The organism is Microbacterium sp. Ru50 (assembly GCF_002920555.1).
GTDB classification, from domain to species: domain Bacteria; phylum Actinomycetota; class Actinomycetes; order Actinomycetales; family Microbacteriaceae; genus Microbacterium; species Microbacterium arborescens.
Genome location: NZ_PQSV01000001.1, coordinates 1,365,185 through 1,384,307 on the forward strand (window position 1 = coordinate 1,365,185; position 19,123 = coordinate 1,384,307).

Here is a 19,123-nt window from a genome sequence, read left to right on the forward strand (position 1 = left end):
TCGGCGGGATGCCGGTGGTGGAGCGGTGACGGCCGGAGATCGGCTCAGCGGACGAGCCAGCCTCCGTCGACGGGCACGATCGCGCCGGTGACGTAGGCCGCGGCATCCGAGGCGAGGAAGACGAACGCGCCCTGCAGGTCGCCGGGCGTACCCCAGCGGCCCGCGGGGATGCGGGCGAGGATCGATGCCTCGCGGTCCGCGTCGGCCCGGATCGGCGCGGTGTTGTCGGTCGCCATGTACCCGGGCGCGACCGCGTTGACGGTCACGCCCGACGCGGCCCACTCGTTCGCGAGCGCCTTGGTCAGTCCCGCGACGGCGTGCTTCGAGGCGGCGTAGCCGGGCACGAGGATGCCGCCCTGGAACGACAGCATCGAGGCGACGTTGATGATGCGTCCCGACCCCTGCGTGATCATGCGGCGTCCGGCGGCCTGCGACAGGTGGAAGACGGCGTCGAGGTTGACGGCGAGGACGTCGTCCCAGTCGGTGGCCGGGTGCTCGGCGGCGGCGGCGCGGCGGATGATGCCGGCGTTGTTGACGAGGATGTCGATGCCGCCGAGCTCGGCGACCGTCTCGGCGACCGCGTCGGCGAGCTGCTCGGGCGTCGCGGTGCCGAGGTCGAGGCGCATGCGGTGGGCGCGGCGTCCGGTGGCGGCGATCGCCTCCGCCGTCTCGGCGGCGTCACCACGGTCGAGCAGCGCGACGTCCGCGCCGGCCTCGGCGAGCGCGACGGCGGCGCCCTGGCCGAGGCCGCGGGTGGAACCGGTGACGAGGGCGACGCGGCCGTCCAGCCGGAAGGAGTCGAGGATCATGCGGGGCCTCCGATGAAGGTGGTGGTCAGTTCGCCGAGGCGCTCGATGCGCACGGTGACCGCGTCGCCGGGACGCAGCGGGCGATGGGCGGCCTGCGCGTCGGGCAGCTTCTGCGGGGTGCCGGTCGAGATGACGTCGCCGGGTTCGAGCGTCATGACGCTGCTGAGATACGACACGACGCGCGCGACCGAGAAGATCGTGGTGGCGGTGGACTGCGAGACGGTCACGATGCCGTCGCGGACGACCTCGACGAGCATGTCCTGCGGGTCGCCCGCCTCGTCAGACGTGACGAGCCACGGCCCGAGCGGCGCGAAGCCGTCGAAGCACTTCCCCATCGCCCACTGGCTCTGCCGCCGCTGCCATGAGCGGTCGGAGACGTCGTTGAGGATCGTGTAGCCGGCGACATGCGCGAGGGCGGCAGCCTCGTCGACATCCTTGGCCCGCCGCCCGATGACCACGGCGACCTCGCCTTCGTAGTCGACGTCGTCCGCGACCGCAGGCACGATCACGGGGTCTGTCGGCCCGCCGAGGGTGTTGGGGGTCTTCACGAAGACGTCGGGGAACGCGGGATCATCGGCGGTCGGGTCGACGCCGTCGGGCACATGCCCGCGGTAGTTGTAACCGAGGCAGAGGATCTTTCCCGGACGCACGGGCGCCTCCAGTCGCACCGACGACAGCGCGGGATCGGCGAGATCCGCACGCGCCGCCGCGCGGTCGAGCGCGTCGCGGTCAGCGGCGAGCAGGTCGGTCAGTGTGGCCGGGCCGAGGTCGACGACGCGGTCGACACCGTCCACCGCGACGATGGCGCCCGACCGGACGGCACCCTCGGTATCGACCGCGCGGGCCGCGCGGTAACGGACGAGCCTCACCAGTACGGCTTCCAGTCGGGGCGCGCCGCGCGCACGAGGGCCTCGAGGTAGAAGTAGTCGCCCCACAGGGTGCCCTCGTCGACGCCGACCGACTTCGGCAGGTCGTAGACGCTGTGCAGGAGCACCGCATCGGCGGCCTCGGGGCTTTCGGGCGTGTAATTCTCGATGAGCGACGCGAGGATCTCGTGGGCCGCCGTCCGGTAGCGCGCGGCGGCATCCGGGTCGGCATCCGGGTCGTCCTCGAGCACGCCGGCGAGCTCGAACAGCCCCGACACCGCGATCGCCGCGGACGAGCTGTCGCGGGGCGCATCCGCACCGTCGGTGTAGACCATGTCCCAGAAGGGGACCCGGTCGCTCGGGAGGTGCGAGAGGAAGCGTTCGGCGCAGCGACGCGACGCGTCGAGCAGGGCGGGGTCGCCGGTCGCACGGTGGTTCATCGCGAAGCCGTAGATGCCCCACGCCTGACCGCGCGCCCAGCACGAGTCGTCGAACGCGCCCTGCTCGGTCGCGCCGCGCAGAGGCTCGCCGGTCTCGGGGTCCCAGTAGAACGTGTGGAAGGTGGTGTCGTCGTCGCGCAGGATGTGGGTGCGCAGCTGCGTCGTGTGGCGCCGCACGGCATCGGCGAAGCGCTTCTCGCCGGTCTGCTCACCCGCCCACGTGAGCAGCGGCATGTTCATGAGGCTGTCGACGATCGTGCGCCCGCGCTGCGCGGGGTCGGAGAGGTCGCCCCACGCCTGGATGATGCCCGCGGGTTCGAGGAACCGGCGCATCAGGTGATCGGCGGCCGCCAGGGCGGTTTCACGGGCGGCTTCGTCGCCGAGGAGCCGGTAGGGCGCGACGGAGGCGAGGCTGTAGAGGAACCCCAGGTCGTGGGTGTCGAGGTCGTCCTCGTCGCGGAGGCGCCGCGCGAAGTCCGCCGCGTGCGCGAGCCCGGCATCGCGGAAGAAGGTGTCGCCGGTGATCTCCCACGCGATCCACATCATCCCCGGCCAGAAGCTCGTCGTCCACCCGCGGTTGGCCCCCGCGGGGAACCCGCCTGCCGCAGGGCGGATCGGGTAGCGGTCGTCGCGCGTCGTGTCGTCGGGGTACGTCTCACCGAAGGTCTCGATGTTGCGACGCAGCGTGCTCAGGGCATCGGCGATCGCCGCTTCGAGTGCGGCGGGCGCCGTGCCCGCGGGCGCGCCGAGATCGGTTCCGGGGAGGGATGTCATGTCGAGGGGTTCCTTCGGGATTCAGACGGTCTGGGGTTCGGGGTCGCCGAGCACCGGACGGAGGATGTAGCGGGCGTTGGCCCAGGCGAGATAGAGGGCCGGTGCCGAGGTGAGGCCGATCGCGATGGCCGGCATCGCGACGAACAGGCCGGCCTGCAGCGCAAGGACCGCGAGCGACACGAGACTCAGCCACCAGCGACGCACGCTCAGAAAGACCGCGGCCCGGGCGATTGAGCGCAGCGACGCATCGGGCTCCTCGGCGAGGGCTGCGAAGGCGACGAGGCCCGCCGCGAGGAGGAGCACCGTGAGCACTCCGAGCACGGGAACGACGGCGACGCCCGCCTGCAGCGGCGCGAAGAAGCGGACGTCGACGAGCACGACGACGAGGGCGGCCACGACGACCGTTCCCAGCGCGAGGGCCTTGCGCCACGAGCGCTTCCAGCTGCGGATGAACGTCCGCACGACCTGGTTCTCGCCCTCGCCGTGGGCGCGGAAAGTCGCGAACGCCGCCGTGATGCCCGGTGCGCACAGCGGCGCGACGACGGCGAGCATCGGCCACGACAGCGCCGGGTCGGTGATCACGAGCAGCACGACGAGCGGCAGGCACGACGCGAGCAGCAGCAGGTTGGTCATGAGCCCGAGGTAGACGACACCGAAGACGGTCGCGTACGTGTTGTGCGAGATGCGCTTCACGGCGTCAGCCCTTCATCCCGCTCGTCGCGATGCCCTCGACGAAGTACTTCTGCCCGAGCAGGAAGATGATCGCGATCGGCACCACCGAGATGACCAGCCCCGCGAACAGCAGGGCGTAGTTGGTGTCGTACAGGTTGCTCACGAAGCTCTTCAGCCCGAGCTGGATGGTCCACAGGTCGGGGTTGCGCAGGTAGATGAGCGGACCGAGGTAGTCGTTCCAGGTGTTCACGAACGTCAGGAGCGTGAGGCTCGCGAGCGCCGGCACCGACAGGGGCAGCATGATGCGGCGCCAGATGCCGTACTCGCTCAGGCCGTCGAGGCGCGCGGCTTCGGACAGCTCCTCGGGGATGGTCTCGTAGAACTGCTTCATGAGGAACACCCCGAAGGCGCCGAATGCCTGGATGAGAATGATGGCCCACAGCGTGTTCGACACCTTGACGTTCGACAGCAGGATGAACTGCGGGATCATGTACGACTGCCACGGCACCGCGATCGTGCCGATGTAGGCCAGGAACAGCACGTCGCGTCCGGGGAAGCGGATGCGGGCGAAGCCGTAGGCCGCGAACGAGCCGGTCAGCACCTGCAGGAAGGTGACGACGACGGCGAGCACGAGCGTGTTGCGGATCCAGGTCAGCATCCCCGACTGGTTCCAGATGTCGACGTAGTTCTGCCAGACGAACACCTCGGGGATCCACTGGATCGGCACCGAGAAGACCTCGTTGGCCGTCTTGAGCGAGCTCATGATCATCCAGAAGAACGGCAGCAGCAGCGCCGCCGCGGCGATGATCAGCGCGATGTAGCCGGCGATGCGTCCGATGCGGCGCAACGGCGAGACGGTGTCGGGGCGGTGGCCCTCGGGCAGGCCGTCGGCGGCGATCTTGCGGAGCGCACGGCGGTCGTCCTGGGGTACGAGAAGATTCGTCATCAGACGTTCCTCCGCTTGTTCCAGATGAACTGGAGGATGGTCACGAGGATGCAGAGGAAGAAGAGCGCCACGGCGGCCGCGGAGGCGTAGCCGAACTGGTTCTCCTCGAACCCCTTGCGGTAGATGAACTGCGAGATCACGAGCGTCGACTGACCCGGCCCACCCTCGGTCATGACGAGGATCAGGTCGAAGATCTTGAACGAGTTGATCGTGAGCATCACGGTGACGAAGAACATCGTCGGCCGCAGGCACGGGAGCGTGACGTTGACGAAGCGCTCCCACGCGTTCGCGCCGTCCATGCGAGCAGCCTCGTAGAGCTCGCGCGGCACGGTCTGCAGGCCCGCGAGGAACAGGATCATGTAGTAGCCCATGTCGCGCCATGTGCTGACGATGACGACGGCGGGCATCGCCCACTCCGACGAGGTGAGCCACCCGGGCGGGTTGGCGATGCCGATCGCGCGGAGGATCTCGTTGATCGGTCCGTACTCGGGGCTGAAGAGCAGGTTCCACACCACGGCGATCGCGACGATCGAGGTGATGTAGGGGAAGAACGCGGCGGTGCGGAAGAACGCCACTCCCCGCAGCTTGTTGTTCAGCAGCAGCGCGAGACCGAGCGACGCGATGATCGTCAGCGGGATGTGCAGGGCCGCGTAGTAGAGGGTGTTGACGAACGAGATGCGGAAGCTCCCGTCGCCGAGCAGCCGCTCGAAATTGTCGAGTCCCACCCAGTTCGCCGTGCCGAAGATGTTCCAGTTCGTCAGCGACATGTAGAAGAGCGTGACGACCGGCACGAGCGTCAGCAGGGCGAATCCGACGAAGTTCGGCAGGATGAAGCTCCAGCCCAGCAGCGTGTTGCGCAGGGTCAGCTTCGATCTCCTGCGGCGCTGCGCCGGCTCGGGGCGGCGCGCCTTCGGGGAGGCGGCGGTGGTGGTCATGGTGTCTCCTGGGGAGGACGGCGGGGGATGCGGCCGGCGCGGGGATGCCGCGCCGGCCGCGGGGCGCCGTCGGTGGGGCGACGGCGCACGGGATCAGTCGAGACCGACCTCGTTGGCGACACGGTCCTCGGCCTCGCTGATGGCCTGCTCGACCGGGGTCGAGCCCGACAGGATCGCGCTGTGCATGTCGTTGAGGATGTTCTGGATCGCCGCCGTCTTGTTCGACGTCGGGTTCTCGGGGTGGACGTCACCCGTCGACCACGCGAACGTCGACAACTCGTCCGTCGGTGCGCCGTCGACGGCGAAGTACGCCTCGGTCACGGCGTCGTTCGACGCGGCCGGCGTGATGCCGATCTTCGCCAGCTCCTCGGCGGCTTCCAGGCTTGCGGCGTAGGCCAGGAAGTCCTTCGCGGCCTGCACCTTGGCGCCGTCGATGTTGGCGTTGATCGAGAAGCCGGTCGGGTCGCCGAATGTCACGGGCGTGTTGTCCATGCCCGTGGTCGACGCGTCGAGCTGCGGGATCGGCGCGATGCCCCACTCGAAGTCGTTGGCCTCACCCGAGGCCTGTTGCGAGATCAGGGTCGCGACGTACCAGGTGCCCATCGGGAGCATCGCGGCCTTCTGCGTGCCGAACTCGCCCTGATAGGTGAGCTGGTTGGCCGTCGAGGTGTTGAAGTCGACCTGCGCACCGGCGTCCTGCAGGGCGAGGACGCGGTCGTAGTAGTCGGCGAAGTAGCCGTAGTCGCCCGAGAGCACGTCGGTGTCCTCCTGCGCCGAGGCGAAGCCCTGCACGGTCGACTGCCAGCGGTGCTGGTAGGCGCCCTTCGCGACGCCCGCGGTGGTGATCGCCTCGGCGGCCGCGTCGTAGTCCTCCCACGTCCACGAGCCGTCGGGATACTCCTGCCCCGCTGCGTCGAAGAGCGCCTTGTTGTAGAACAGCACCCAGCGGTCCTGGCGGTAGGGCACGCCGTAGGCGGTGCCGTCGACCTCGTACGACGAGGCGCCGCCGACGCCGTCGGGCAGCTCGACGTCGGAGACGTCCATGAGCTGGCCGCCCTCCTGGAAGGTCGTGACGAACTTCACCTCTTTCTGGGTGATGATGTCGGGTCCGACGCCGGCCGCCAGGTCGGCGGTGACCAGCGTGTTGTATTCGGCCGCGTCGTACTGCTTGAGCTCGATCGTGACGTCCGGGTTCTTCTCGTGGAAGGCGTCGGCGAGCACCTGGAACTCGGGAGTGGTGTCGAGGCTCCACCCCGACAGGGTCAGGGTGACGGGGCCGTCGGCGGTCTGGGCGGGCTCGGATCCCCCGCCGCAGGCGGCGAGCGACAGGGTGGCGACGACCGCCATTCCCGCCGCGGCTGCGAACTTGCGCTTCATGCGTGCTGCTCCTTTGCGATTGCGTGCGAGATCCCACGTCGGACCTCGTGGTGCCGAAGCGCCGGGGCAGGCGGTTCGGAGTCGATGAGACGGCTGACGGTGCGGGCCCCATCGGGCCAGGTGACCGTGACCGTGGCGCCGTCGATGTCGACGGCTGCGTGCGGTGCGCTGTGCTCTCCCCCGGCGAGGTCGAGCAGGGCGGCGACGGGCTCGCCGACGCGCACCTCGTGCTCGATGACGGGTACGAGGGTGCGGACGCCGAGCGGATCCGCGTCGGCGCGCGACACCAGCCCCGCGACGCCGGCCGGGAGGAGTGCCCGGATGCCGCTGCTGCGGCCCCGCGACGACACCCAGGCTCCGGTGTCGTCGGTACCACCGACGACCTCGTCTCCCGAGAGCGGCCAGCCCCCGAGGCGCAGGCGCAGCGTTGCGGCATCCTGCCCCGGCGCGAGCGCATCGACGACGACGATCCGGACCTCCGACGATGCGCGGACGATCGAGGTGGTCGTGATGGTGCCGACGGATAGGGTCTCTCCGGCCAATCCCGATCCATGACGGTGCGCGGTGGGGGCCGGGTCGACGAGATGCGCGTCCCACGTCGATGCGGCGATGCCGACGTGCCCCTCCGCGCCGCCCGGGACGCGTACGTCTCGCAGGGTCATCGCCGTGCGATGCGTCGCACGCCCGTAGCGATCGACGAGGGCGACCGACTGCTCGAGGGGTTCGAGCCAGCCGCGCTCGTCGGTGATCGGCGAGGTGGCTGTGGAGTAGCCCAGGCGCGCGTAGAGCGGCGAGTCGGTCGTGCGGGCCCCCGGGAGCGCGTGGTCGGTGCCGTGGTTGACGACGCGCACGATGCCGTCGGCGGTGGTGCCCGACACGATCCAGCCGGGCGAGACGATCGCGCGCAGCACGTCGCCCTGCTCGATCGGCAACGGCTCGGCCGGAGCGGTCCAGACCGGGTGGTCGGCGGGCAGCAGGAGCCCGAGGAACCCCTTGACCGCCCAGTAGGGAGAGCCCGGGCCCGAGTACGACTGCGCGAGCTCACGCCACGCGCCGTGCCAGCCCATCGTGAGGATGCCGTCGGCGTCGGGGGCGCCGCGCTCGGCGAAATGCGTCACGATCCGATCGGCCGCGTGGCGCAGGCGTCCCGGGCTGTGCGAGGGAACGTCCGCGATGACGCCGGCCCAGAACGGGGCGGCCGCAGCGAAACGGTAAATGAGGCTGCGGCCCTGGATGAGGGGCGAGCCGTCACCGCCGACCAGAGCGAGTGCGTCGTGGAGGAACGCGTCGAGGCGGGCGACGTCGGCGTCATTCCGGTCGCCGGCGAGGCCGGCGGCGCCCGTCATCCGCGCCCACAGGATCGGATAGACGTGCAACGCCCAACCGACGTAATGGTCGTACGAGCGCTCGTCGCCGTCGGAGAGCCAGCCGCCCTCGCGCACGAACGAGTCGTGACGGGCGAGGTCGGCGGCGATGTCGTCGGCCGACCACGGCCCGCCGACCGACCGCAGGAACGTCTGCACGACGATGCGGAACCAGACCCAGTTGGTCTGCGGGTAGGTGTCGTCTCCGACGACGGGAGCGAGGTAGTCGACGACGCGCTGCTGCGTGAGGGCGTCGAGGCGGTCCCAGATCCAGGGACGGGTGAGGTCGAGGACGAGGGCGATGGATGCCGCCTCGACCTTGGCCTGCGCGTGCTCCTCCATCCGGACCCACCGGTCGGGCGCCTCGGGATCGACGCCCGAGACGATGCCGCGCGAGTAGTGCGCGATGATCTGGTCGACTCCCTCGCCCCGTGCCCCCGCGATGCGGAAGCCGGCGAGGAGGAAGGTGCGTGCGAAACCCTCGAGCCCGTCGACGGCGTGTCCGTAGCCGCCTTCGGCACCCGGGAAGTGGATGCGGCCGGCACCGGGCGTCGCGTGACGGCGGGCGGCGTCGAGCAGAGCATCGGCTCGGGCGACCCAGGCGTCTCGGACCGTCTCGCCGTGGGGCGGGTTCGGGTGCTCGGAAGTCACCGGTTCTCCTTCGAAGGGCTTCTCGGTCGTCATCGTTGATTGCGACCGATTCGGAGATTAGCAACCCGTTTCGATCATTGCAAGATTCTCTTCGTTTCCTTATGATCGTTTCTGATCACTTTCTGCAAAGGAGCCCCGTGCAGTGGAACATCGTTGGGTTCGCCGGTCCCCTCGCCGCCACGTGCGGCGGCACCCCGGCGCGCCTCCGGCCGCCCGCCGAAGCGCTTCCCGTGCCCGCGGCGGAGCGCTGGGCTGCGCGGGTCTCGCCTGACGTCGGTCGCCGCCTCGTCGACCGCGCGCGTGCCGACCTCGACGCGCCGTGGCCGCAGCCCCGCGCAAGTGCCGCCGCGCGCGTGCATCGAGATGGCGACCGAGACGGATACGAGCAACAGGTCTTCGCTCGCCAGCGACGACTGAGCCGGGCCGTGGTCGCGGCGCTGTCGGACGACGATCCGAGATATCTCGACGAGGTCGCCGACGGCGTCTGGCTGCTCTGCGAGCAGTCGACGTGGTGCTGGCCCGCCCACGATGACACCTATGCGAGGCGTGGGTCGGTTCTCGCGACCGTCACCGATCCCTTCCTCGATCTCGGCGCGGGAGAGGTGGTCGGACAGCTCGCGTGGACCGATCACGTGCTCGGGCGCCGGCTCGACGAGCGATACCCCGGGCTGCGGCAGCGCATCCGGCACGAGGCCCGCACGCGCGTCATCGAGCCGTTCCTCTCGCGACGCGACTGGCACTGGCTCGGACTCGACGGGCACGTCCACAACTGGAATCCCTGGATTCACGGGAACGTACTGGTCGCCGGGCTCGTCCTGTGCGAGGAGGGCGTTGAACGCGATCAGCTCGTCGCCCTGGTGGCACAGGGCCTGGACCGCTACGTCGCCGCGCTGCCGGCAGACGGCGCGATCGACGAGGGATACGCGTACTGGTGGAACGGTGCGTGCCGGGCGCTCGAGGCTCTCGACCTGCTCGCCTACGCCACCGATGGGGCGTGGGATCCGGTGCCCGAGGTGGAGCCCCTGCGCGAGACGGTCGCGTTCCCCCATCGCTCGCACCTCGGCGGCCCGTGGTACGTCAACCTCGCCGACGGCCCGGCCCGTCCCCCGGCCGATCAGCCCTGGCACGCCCTGCACCGGGCGGCTCGCGCCGTCGGAGACGACGAGGCCCGCCGCCACGCCGTCGCGCAGCACCGCAACGATCTCCCCGCCACCGAGGAAGCCGGGCTCGGTCGCCTGCTGCGCGCCCTGACGGACGACGCGTGGCTGACCGAGACGCGCGGTTCCAGCCCCCTGCCCGCCGAGGTCTGGCTGCCGTCCACCCAGGTCTGGCTCGCCCGTGGCCACGCGGGCAGCGCCGCCGGACTCACCATCGTGATGAAGGGCGGCCACAACGACGAGAACCACAACCACAACGACGTCGGCTCGATCATCGTCGCCTCCGACGGCGTCCCCGTGATCGTCGATGCCGGCCGCCCGACCTACACGGCGCAGACCTTCGGCCCGGACCGATACGACATCTGGACGATGCAGAGCGACTGGCACAACGTGCCCCGCATCTCGGGCGCGGCACAGCCGCACGGCACAGCCTTCGCGGCATCCGATCCGGTTCTCGTCCGAACGGATGATATGACCGCGCTGGATCTCGAGATCGGCGGCGCCTACCCCGCCGGCTCGGTACGCTCGTGGCGACGCCGGGCTGCGCACCACCGCTCGGGACACGTCACGATCGACGACAGCTGGGAAGCCGCCGGACCGGATACGCAGGTGCGCCTGCTCCTCGCGGGCTCGGTGACGACCGGCGACGGATGGGCTCGCGTGAGACCCCTCGACGGCGCAACCCCGGTGCGGATCACGTGGCCCGCCGGCGCACCGCACACCCTCGTCGTTCGCGAGCTCGACGATCCGATGCTGACCGACGTCTGGGGCGACCGCCTCAGCCGGCTCGCCGTCGACGTCGACGGTCGTACCGAGCTGCGTGTCACGGTAGAACAGGAACGGAACGAGGACGAGCGACCATGACCGACCCCACACCGGCGCTGCTGGCCGCCGAACGCCGCGCGCACATCCTGGCGACGATGGAGCGCGAGGGCGCCGTCCGCATCTCGCAGCTGACCGAGGAGCTCGGCGCCGCCACCGTGACCCTGCGACGCGATCTGGCGCAGATGGAGCAGGAGGGACTGCTTCAGCGCGTGCACGGCGGCGCCATCCCCGCGACCGGGCAGCACGCCCATTCACCGGCGGGCTCGTCGGGCGCGGAGACCTCGACGGGGTCGATCGCGGTGCTCGTGCCCTCGCTGAACTTCTACTGGCCCGGGGTCGTGCGGGGCATGGAGGCCGCCGCACGTCGTCACCGTTTGAAAGTCCACCTGCGGGGAGCCTCGTACGAGCTGCAGGATGAGCGCCCCGTCCTCGAGCGTCTCGTCGCGAGCGGCGACATCCGCGGCCTGATCGTCGCGCCGAACACCGACACCCCGCATTCGCAGGATGTCGTGCAGTGGCTCGCCGAGTGCGGCACCCCGAGCGTCCTGGTCGAGCGCGACGCCATCGTCCAGCCCGCCGGCGTTCCGGTCGAGGCCGTGACGACCGACCACGCCCTCGGCGCCGTTCTCGCGGCGCGCCACCTCGCGGCGCTCGGGCACCGCAAGGTCGGGCTGGTGCTCTCTCGCAATTCCCCCACCTCGCGCAAGATCGCCGCCGGATGGCAGGCCGCGTGCGAAGAGCTCGGGCTCACACCCGCCCAGCACATCGAGACGACGCTTCCCGACCGCGCGAGCGCGGAGTTCTCCGCTGCGGTCGACACGACGCTGGATCGCGCGCTCGGGAGCGGGGTGACCGCCCTGCTGGTGCATTCGGACCCCGAGGCGATGGCGTTCGTCGATCTGGCGCTCAACCGCGGAATCTCGGTGCCCGAAGACCTGTCGATCATCGCCTACGACGACGAGGTCGCCGAACTCTTCACGCCCGCCCTGACCGCCGTCGCCCCACCGCGCGTCAGTGTCGGCGAGACGGCGGTGGAGCTGCTGGTCTCCCGGATGGCCGACCCCGGTCGCCCCACCCGTCGGGTGATGCTCAACCCGACTCTCGTCGTGCGCGAGTCGACCGTCGTCCCGCGCGCGAAAAACCCGGCGTGATCGACCGCCACGACTACTCGCCGTGGGACTTCTGGTCCACGGCATCCGAGGAGAGCCGGCGGCGTCAGCGCGAGCATCAGGCAGCGCTGGCGGACGATCACGCGGACTGGTCGTTCGGCGACGAGTGCTTCATCTCGGAGCTCGCGGCGCTCGACACCGAGAGCCTCGCCCTGGGCGACCGCTCGTACATCGCGGCGGGGGCGTACCTGACCGGCACCCTGCGCATCGGCGCGGACTGCTCCCTGAACCCCTCGACCGTCGTCCGCGGCGACGTCGTCTTCGGCGACGGCGTGCGGATGGGCGCGCACAGCTCCGTGCTCGGCTTCAACCACTCGATGGAGCCCGGGACGCCCGTCTTCCGGCAACCGCTCACCAGCCGCGGCATCCGCATCGGCGACGACGTCTGGATCGGCTCGCACGTCGTCGTCCTCGACGGGGTCACCGTGGGCGCGTCGGCTGTGCTCGCCGCGGGAGCCGTCGTCACGAAGGACGTGCCCGCGGGCGCGATCGTCGGCGGCAACCCCGCTCGGCTGCTGCGCTGGCGGGTGCCGCCCGTCGAGTCGCCTCCCGAGTCGAACCGGCTGCACGCCCGCGTGTCCGCATTCGCCGGAACGGCCCGCTCCGATGCGACCGCCCTGCTCGCCCGCTGTGTCGACCCGGCCTCCGGGCTGTACGCCGACCGGGTAGGCGCTCCCCCGACAGTGCGCGCGCAGGGCGACGCCGTCGAGATCGCCGACCTGCTGCTGGGGTCGACGCCGCCGGGCAGCGATCCGTCCGAGCTGATCGATCGGCTGCGCGGCTGGCAGGACCCGGCGACGGGCGCCGTTCCCCCGCTCGGCTCGGTCGACATCGCCGGCTGGGACGACGGCGACACGGCCTACCACGTACTCTCCGTCGGGTACGCGCTCGACCTGTTGGGGTCCGAGTTCGCCCACCCTGTCGGGCTCGTCACCCGAGCGACGGCCGAGTCCCTGATCGCCCGACTCGACGCGCTCCCTTGGGACACCGATCCCTGGAACGCCGGACACCAGGTCGATGCGATCGGCACCGCTCTGCTGTGGGCCCGGCGCCGGGGCGACCGGATCGCGCCGGGCGTGGCCGAGTCCCTCTTCGGATGGCTCGTGACGCAGGCGGATGCCGCGAGCGGCATGTGGGGCCGGCCTTCCGCCGACCGCGGCCTGCTGCTCGTCGTCAACGGCTTCTACCGGGCGACGCGCGGAACCTTCGCGCAACACGGCATCCCGGTTCCCCATCCCGAAGCCGTCATCGACACGGTGCTGCGACACGCCCGCGACGAGCGGTGGTTCGCCCCGTCACGACTCGACGCCTGCAATGTGCTGGACGTCGCGCATCCGCTCTGGCTCACGCGGGCAGCCGGCTACCGCCGGGCCGAGGTCGAGGACCTCGCGACGCGCCTGCTCGACCAGGTGCTCGGAGGCTGGCAGCCGGGAGCGGGAATGAGCTTCCGGCTCACCGAGACGGAGCCGGGGCTGCAGGGCACCGAGATGTGGCTCGCCATCGCCTGGTACCTCGCCGACCTGCTCGGAGTCTCGGACGCTCTCGGTTATCGCCCGCGCGGCGTCCACCGTCCCGAGCCCGCGGCATCCTCGCATCTCTCACTCAATGCACGGCCAAGCGCCGAGTGAACGACCTTCCTGCGTGAGCAAGCCGTGCGCTCGCGGCGAAGCCGTTCACTCGGGCGAGTCAACGGGCGAGCGCTGCGCCCGCCGCGCGGAGCCAGCGGGCGGGTTCGGCCAGCGAGGCTTCGGCCGATCCTGCGAGGCCGGTCAGCGAGACGGATGACGCGAACGCCGCGGTGTCGGCGTCAGCGGCGATCCGCCCGGCGACGAGGGCGGCCGGCACCCCGGCCCCTGCGGCGAGCTCGGCGACGAACGCGGGTACCTTGCCGGCCGCGGACTGCCCGTCGAACGACCCTTCGCCCGTGATGACGAGGTCGGCGCGGGCGATGGCGTCGGCGAGGTCGATGAGCGCCGCGACCTCACGAGCGCCGGGGCTCAGGCGCGCGCCCCACGCGAGCAGCCCGAACCCGGTGCCGCCGGCGGCTCCGGCTCCCGGCGTGGCAGCGAGCGACGCCCCATCCGGCACGAGGTCGGCGAGCCGGCTCAGCGCCGCGTCGGCCGCGGCGACCTGAGCCGCGTCGAGCCCCTTCTGCGGCCCGAACACGGCGGCCGCACCCTGCGCACCGAACAGCGGGTTCGACACGTCGCTCAGCACGTCGACGCCGCCCGCGGGAAGCGGCCGCAGCCCCGACAGGTCGGCGTGCGCGATGTCGGCGAGGCCTCGCGCACCGGCGTCGACGTCACGTCCGACGGCATCCGTGAACCGGGCGCCGAGGGCGCGCAGCATCCCGGCCCCGCCGTCGGTCGACGAGCTCGATCCGATGCCGAGCACGAGGCGGTCGACGCCGGCGTCGAGCGCGGCGACGATCGCCTCGCCGAATCCGGTGGTGTCGGCGTCGAGGCCGCGTCGCTCCTCGCCCAGCAATTCGATGCCTGACGTCGACGCGAGCTCGACGACACCGACCGAGCCGCGATCCGACGCCACCGGCCGGTCGCCGGGGGTCGGGGGAAGCAGCAGCCAGGACGTGTCGACGGGTGTCCCCGCGGGGCCCGTGACGGTGACGGGCATGCGCCGCGCCCCGGGGATCGCGGCGGCGAACGCGTCGAGCGTGCCCTCGCCGCCGTCGGCCATCGGGCGCAGTTCGACAACGGCACCGGCATCGGCCGAGACCCACCCCGCGGCGAGCTCACGGGCCGCCGCAGCGGCGGCGATGGATCCCTTGAAGCTGTCGATCGCGACGACGACGCGCGTCACGTCACGAGCTCCGCGGGGGCGTGCTCTCGCGCACGAGCACCTCGAGCGGCAGCGCGGGCGCGTCCTCGTCGGCCTCGGCGTCGACGGCTGCGCGGAGCGCGGTGTACCCGACGTCGGGGAGAGGTACGCGGACGGTCGTCAGAGGCGGCGTGACGTCGCGCCCCGTCGGGATGTCGTCGAAGCCGGCGAGCGCGATGTCGGCGCCCGGCTCGCGTCCCGCCGCACGCACCGCGGTGAGGGCTCCGATGGCCACGACGTCGCTGATGCCGAACACGACCGTTCCCGGCTCGACGCCGTCGGCGAGGGCCGCTGCCATCGCCTCGGCACCCGACTCACGGCTGAAGCCGCCGCGGTACACGCGGGGCTCCGCTCCCCCGCCGCTCGTGAAGCCGTCGGCGAAGCCGGCGAGGCGGTCGTCGCTCGTCACGACGCCCTCGGCGGCGGCGAGCACGATGGCCGAGCGGTAGCCGCGCGCGGCGAGCGCGGCGCCGAGCTCGCGGGCACCGCCGCGGTTGTCGATCGCGACGCTGCGGATGCCGGGGGCACCGGGACCCAGCGCGACGACGGTGCCGCCGCTCGCGGCGATGAGGTCGAGCTCGGTTCTCAGCTCGTCCGACATCTCGCGCGAGGTGCGCGAGGCGGCGAGGATGATGCCGCGGGGACGCTGACCGCGCAGCGCGCGCACGAGCCGCAGCTCGCGCGCCGGATCGCGCTCGGTGATGGCGACGGTGACGACGAGGCCGGCTTCATCGGCGCCGCGCGCGACGCCCGCCGCGAGCTGTCCGAAGTACGGGTCGGCGATGTCGGCCACGAGCAGCGCGACGATCGCCGACGTGCCGCGAGCGGTCGCCTGGGCCGACAGGTTGGCCGTGTAGCCGAGACGGGCCGCGGCCTGCTCGACGCGTTCGCGGTACGCATCGGCGACCTTGCGGGTCGAGCCGTTCAGCGCCCGTGAGGCGGTCGCGAGCGACACCCCGGCTTCTCTCGCCACATCGTGCAGCGTGGCCGAGCCACGCGGCGACATCCCCGTCTGTCCCACGAGCCGAGTCTATGCGGTGGGGGTCCGCGGGCCCGAGAGGTGCGGCGTCACGGCCCCACCGAAGGCCTCGGCGGTGCGGCGCACGACCTCGGCGGGATCCGCGGCCCAGATGTCGGCGTTGAAGATCTCGACCTCGATGTCGCGGTCGTATCCCGTCGCCTCGACGGCCCGGGTCAGCGATGCGAAGTCGATGACCCCGTCGCCCGGGTAGTGGCGGCTGAGCAGGACATCCTCGGGCAGCGGCGTTCGCCAGTCGCACACCTGGTACGTCGCGATGCGACCCTCGCGCCCGGCCCGCTCGATGGCGGGCAGGACGTCGGGGTCCCAGAAGATGTGGAACGTGTCGACGGTGGCGCCGACGACCTCGGGCTCGAAATCGGCGGCGATGTCGAGCGCCTGGCCGAGCGTGGAGACGACGCAGCGGTCGGAGGCGAACATCGGATGCAGCGGCTCGATCGCCAGCGTCACCCCCGCCGCTTTCGCGTGGGGGGCGAGCTCGCCGATCGCATCGCGTACCCGCTCCCGGGCGCCGACGATGTCGCGTGACCCCTCGGGAAGGCCGCCCGCGACCAGCACGAGGATCGCCGTCGAGCCGGGGGCACCGGCGACGGCGAGCGCGGCGGCCTCGTCGATCGCGACCCGGTTGTCGTCGATCGAGGAGCGCCGGGCGGGACCCTCCGGCATCGTGAAGAAGCCCGCCCGGCAGTGTGTGGTGAACCGCAGGCCCGAATCCGTCAGCATGGCGGCGGCCGTGGCCAGACCGACCTCCTGCACGGGCTCGCGCCACAGGCCGATCGCCTCGATCCCGGCATCCGCGGTGACCCGCAGCGCGGTCGCGAGGTCGGCGTACTTGATCGTGGCCTGGTTGATCGACAGGCGCGGGTCGACGCTCATGCCTCGACTCCGTTCAGACGCAGCATCGCGTGCCAGCGATCCGCGGCCAGTTCCGGCTGTTCGAGAGCGTGCGACGCGTTCGCGAGCTCGACGATCCGCGAGAGGTGCGGCAGGCTGCGCGCCGAGTGCAGTCCGCCGACCATCTGGAACGCAGCCTGATGGCCGTTGAGCCACGACAGGAAGGCCACGCCGGTCTTGTAGTAGAACGTCGGGGCCGCGAAGACCTGCCGGCTGAGCTCTTCCGTCGGCCCCAGGATCGCGAGGTAGCGGTCGGCGTCGCCCGCGTCCAGCGCCTGAATGGCGGCGGAGGCGACCGGAGTGATCGCCGCGAAGGCGCCGAGCAGCGCGTCGGAGTGCTGCCGCGCCGAGGCGGGGTCGCGCTCGGGCTGGGTCGCCTGGGGCACGTCTGCGCCGCCGATGAGGCCGACGTAGTTGAAGTCGTCGCCGGTGAACATGCGCACGCCCTCGGGCAGCCGCTCGCGCACCGACACCTCGGACGCGGCGTCGAGCAGGCTCATCTTCACGCCCGCGACCCTGTCGGCGTTCTCTTCGATGACCTCGACGAGGACGTCGGATGCCGCGCGCCAATCGGGCGAGCCGAAGTAGCCCGCGAGGATCGGGTCGAAGGCGGTGCCGAGCCAGTGCAGGACCACCGGACCGGATGCCGCGGCCAGCACCTCGCGGTACACCCGGCGGTAGTCGTCGGCCGACGACGCCGCGCGGGCGAGGTGCCGCGACGCCATGAGCACCGGACCTGCACCCTGGTCCTCCGTGAACGCGAGCTGGCTCTTGTAGGCGTCGATGACCTGATCGAGCGAGATGTGCTCGTCGTCGACGTGATCGGTGTTGACGCCGACGACGACCGAGCCGCCCTCCTCGCGCGCGACCTCGGCCGATCGGGCGATGAGCTCGCGCGTCGCGGCGGCGTCGAGCCCCATGTTCCGCTGCGCGGTGTCCATCGCGTCGGCCACGCCGAGACCCCAGGAGTAGACGGCGCGGCGGAAGCCGAGCGTGGCGTCCCAGTCGATCTGCGCCGGCTGGCCCGGGGTGTTGTCGGCCGAGACGACGGGAACCACGTGGGCCGCCGCGTACGCGACCCGGCTGCGCAGCGGCGTCTCCGGCCGGGCGAACCCGGGCGCATCGTTCAACGGAACGGAGGTGACGGCGCCGTCGGCGCCGAGGAGGGTGAGGTCGGTCATCGTGCGGCGCTCAGATGCTCAGAGCCGGCAGCTCGACCTTGCGGCCCTCGCGGCTCGACTGCAGGCCGGCTTCGGCGAGCTGCACTCCGCGGGCACCGGCGAGGAGGTCGAACTCGTAGGGAGTCTCGGTCACGTACGAGGTGAGGAACTCCTCCCACTGCTGACGGAAGCCGTTGAGGAAGACGTCATTGGTGGGCACGTTCTGCCAGTCGGCGTCGTAATCGTGCGTGTCTTCGAGGTCGGGGTTCCACACGGGCTTCGGGGTCGCGTTGCGCGGCTGGATCTTCGCGCCGAACAGACCCACGACGGCGGAGCCGTGCGTCCCGTCGACGTGGAACTCGACGAGCTCGTCGCGGTTGACGCGCACCGTCCACGACGAGTTGATCTGCGCGACGATGCCGCCCTCGAGCTCGAAGACGCCGTAGGCGGCATCCTCCGCCGTGGCGGTGTAGTGCTCGCCGTTCTCGTCCCAGCGGTCGGCGATGTGCACGGCCGCCTGGGCGTAGACAGTCTTGACGTCGCCGAAGAGGTTCTCGAGCACGTAGTTCCAGTGCGGGAACATGTCGACGATGATGCCACCGCCGTCTTCGGCACGGTAGTTCCAGCTCGGGCGCTGCGCGGGCTGCCAGTCGCCCTCGAACACCCAGTAGCCGAACTCGCCGCGCACCGAGAGGATGCGGCCGAAGAAGCCCGAGTCGATGAGGCGCTTCAGCTTCTGCAGGCCCGGGAGGTAGAGCTTGTCGTGCACAACACCGGTCTTCACCCCCGCCTCGGCGGCGAGCTTCGCGAGCTCGAGCGCCTCGTCGACCGACTCGGCGGTGGGCTTCTCGGTGTAGATCGTCTTGCCGGCGGCGATCGCCTTGCGCAGCGCCGACGCGCGGGCCTTCGTGACGAGGAAGTCGGCGTAGATCTCCCAGCGCGGATCGGCGAGGGCGGCGTCGAGGTCGGTCGTGTAGTCCTCGATGCCGTGCTTGGCGGCGAGGTCGGCGAGCTTCGCCTCGCTGCGTCCGACGAGGAGCGGCTTGACGGTGACCTTGGTCCCGTCCGGAAGCTCGATGCCGCCCTGGTCGCGGATCGCGAGGATCGAGCGGACGAGGTGCTGACGGTAGCCCATCCGGCCCGAGACGCCGTTCATGATGATGCCGATCTCGCGGACCTGCGGGGCGGTCGCCGTCTCCGGCGCGGGGCT

Annotated in this window: 16 protein-coding genes; 3 read left to right on the forward strand and 13 right to left on the reverse strand. The window is 71.3% G+C overall.

Annotation, left to right across the window (positions count from 1 at the left end):
* Positions 1–44: 44 nt before the first annotated feature.
* The 8 genes from kduD to C3481_RS06595 all read right to left on the reverse strand — a co-directional run bounded on the left by kduD (position 45) and on the right by C3481_RS06595 (position 8,834).
* Positions 45–809 carry a 2-dehydro-3-deoxy-D-gluconate 5-dehydrogenase KduD gene (kduD, locus tag C3481_RS06560; protein ID WP_071918521.1) on the reverse strand — a complete coding sequence of 255 codons (765 nt, stop codon included), beginning with the start codon at positions 807–809 and terminating at the stop codon, positions 45–47.
* The gene (locus tag C3481_RS06565; protein ID WP_103841283.1) at positions 806–1,678 is read right to left on the reverse strand and encodes a fumarylacetoacetate hydrolase family protein; all 873 of its coding nucleotides are present in this window, start codon (positions 1,676–1,678) and stop codon (positions 806–808) included. Before C3481_RS06565 ends, kduD begins: the two co-directional genes overlap by 4 nt.
* The gene (locus C3481_RS06570; RefSeq protein WP_103841285.1) at positions 1,675–2,889 is read right to left on the reverse strand and encodes a glycoside hydrolase family 88 protein; all 1,215 of its coding nucleotides are present in this window, start codon (positions 2,887–2,889) and stop codon (positions 1,675–1,677) included. The genes C3481_RS06565 and C3481_RS06570 overlap by 4 nt, the downstream gene beginning before the upstream one ends.
* 21 nt (positions 2,890–2,910) lie before the next feature.
* On the reverse strand, positions 2,911–3,582 hold the full coding sequence (locus C3481_RS06575; protein WP_071918523.1) for a DUF624 domain-containing protein: 672 nt from the start codon (positions 3,580–3,582) through the stop codon (positions 2,911–2,913).
* Positions 3,583–3,586: 4 nt separating this feature from the next.
* On the reverse strand, positions 3,587–4,507 hold the full coding sequence (locus tag C3481_RS06580; protein WP_023952458.1) for a carbohydrate ABC transporter permease: 921 nt from the start codon (positions 4,505–4,507) through the stop codon (positions 3,587–3,589).
* Positions 4,507–5,442 (reverse strand): carbohydrate ABC transporter permease, encoded by a 936-nt coding sequence (locus C3481_RS06585; protein ID WP_023952460.1) that lies wholly within the window; start codon positions 5,440–5,442, stop codon positions 4,507–4,509. Before C3481_RS06585 ends, C3481_RS06580 begins: the two co-directional genes overlap by 1 nt.
* Before the next feature lie 93 nt (positions 5,443–5,535).
* Positions 5,536–6,819 carry an ABC transporter substrate-binding protein gene (locus tag C3481_RS06590; RefSeq protein WP_023952462.1) on the reverse strand — a complete coding sequence of 428 codons (1,284 nt, stop codon included), beginning with the start codon at positions 6,817–6,819 and terminating at the stop codon, positions 5,536–5,538.
* Entirely contained in the window at positions 6,816–8,834 is a 2,019-nt protein-coding gene (locus C3481_RS06595) for a DUF2264 domain-containing protein (protein ID WP_258039036.1), read from the reverse strand. The genes C3481_RS06590 and C3481_RS06595 overlap by 4 nt, the downstream gene beginning before the upstream one ends.
* A 137-nt stretch (positions 8,835–8,971) precedes the next feature.
* Here C3481_RS06595 and C3481_RS06600 point away from each other — a divergent pair, with 137 nt between their 5' ends.
* The 3 genes from C3481_RS06600 to C3481_RS06610 are packed head-to-tail and all read left to right on the forward strand — an operon-like array spanning position 8,972 to position 13,613.
* Complete coding sequence (locus C3481_RS06600; protein ID WP_258039037.1) at positions 8,972–10,855, forward strand: heparinase II/III-family protein; 1,884 nt, start codon at positions 8,972–8,974, stop codon at positions 10,853–10,855.
* On the forward strand, positions 10,852–11,967 hold the full coding sequence (locus C3481_RS06605) for a substrate-binding domain-containing protein (protein WP_103841291.1): 1,116 nt from the start codon (positions 10,852–10,854) through the stop codon (positions 11,965–11,967). Before C3481_RS06600 ends, C3481_RS06605 begins: the two co-directional genes overlap by 4 nt.
* Positions 11,964–13,613, forward strand: coding sequence for a DapH/DapD/GlmU-related protein (locus C3481_RS06610; protein ID WP_103841293.1), 1,650 nt, complete (start codon positions 11,964–11,966; stop codon positions 13,611–13,613). Before C3481_RS06605 ends, C3481_RS06610 begins: the two co-directional genes overlap by 4 nt.
* 58 nt (positions 13,614–13,671) lie before the next feature.
* On the opposite strand, the gene C3481_RS06615 is transcribed toward C3481_RS06610, so the two are convergent.
* The 5 genes from C3481_RS06615 to C3481_RS06635 are packed head-to-tail and all read right to left on the reverse strand — an operon-like array spanning position 13,672 to position 19,069.
* Positions 13,672–14,802, reverse strand: coding sequence for a glycerate kinase (locus C3481_RS06615; RefSeq protein ID WP_103841295.1), 1,131 nt, complete (start codon positions 14,800–14,802; stop codon positions 13,672–13,674).
* A 1-nt stretch (position 14,803) separates the two neighbouring features.
* Entirely contained in the window at positions 14,804–15,841 is a 1,038-nt protein-coding gene (locus tag C3481_RS06620; protein WP_308457274.1) for a LacI family DNA-binding transcriptional regulator, read from the reverse strand.
* A gap of 9 nt (positions 15,842–15,850) precedes the next feature.
* Entirely contained in the window at positions 15,851–16,735 is an 885-nt protein-coding gene (locus tag C3481_RS06625; protein WP_103841299.1) for a sugar phosphate isomerase/epimerase, read from the reverse strand.
* Positions 16,732–17,934, reverse strand: coding sequence for a dihydrodipicolinate synthase family protein (locus C3481_RS06630; protein WP_103841301.1), 1,203 nt, complete (start codon positions 17,932–17,934; stop codon positions 16,732–16,734). Before C3481_RS06630 ends, C3481_RS06625 begins: the two co-directional genes overlap by 4 nt.
* 10 nt (positions 17,935–17,944) lie before the next feature.
* Positions 17,945–19,069: a Gfo/Idh/MocA family protein gene (locus tag C3481_RS06635; RefSeq protein WP_064956238.1), complete on the reverse strand. Its 1,125-nt coding sequence runs from the start codon at positions 19,067–19,069 to the stop codon at positions 17,945–17,947.
* Between the last annotated feature and the right edge of the window lie 54 nt (positions 19,070–19,123).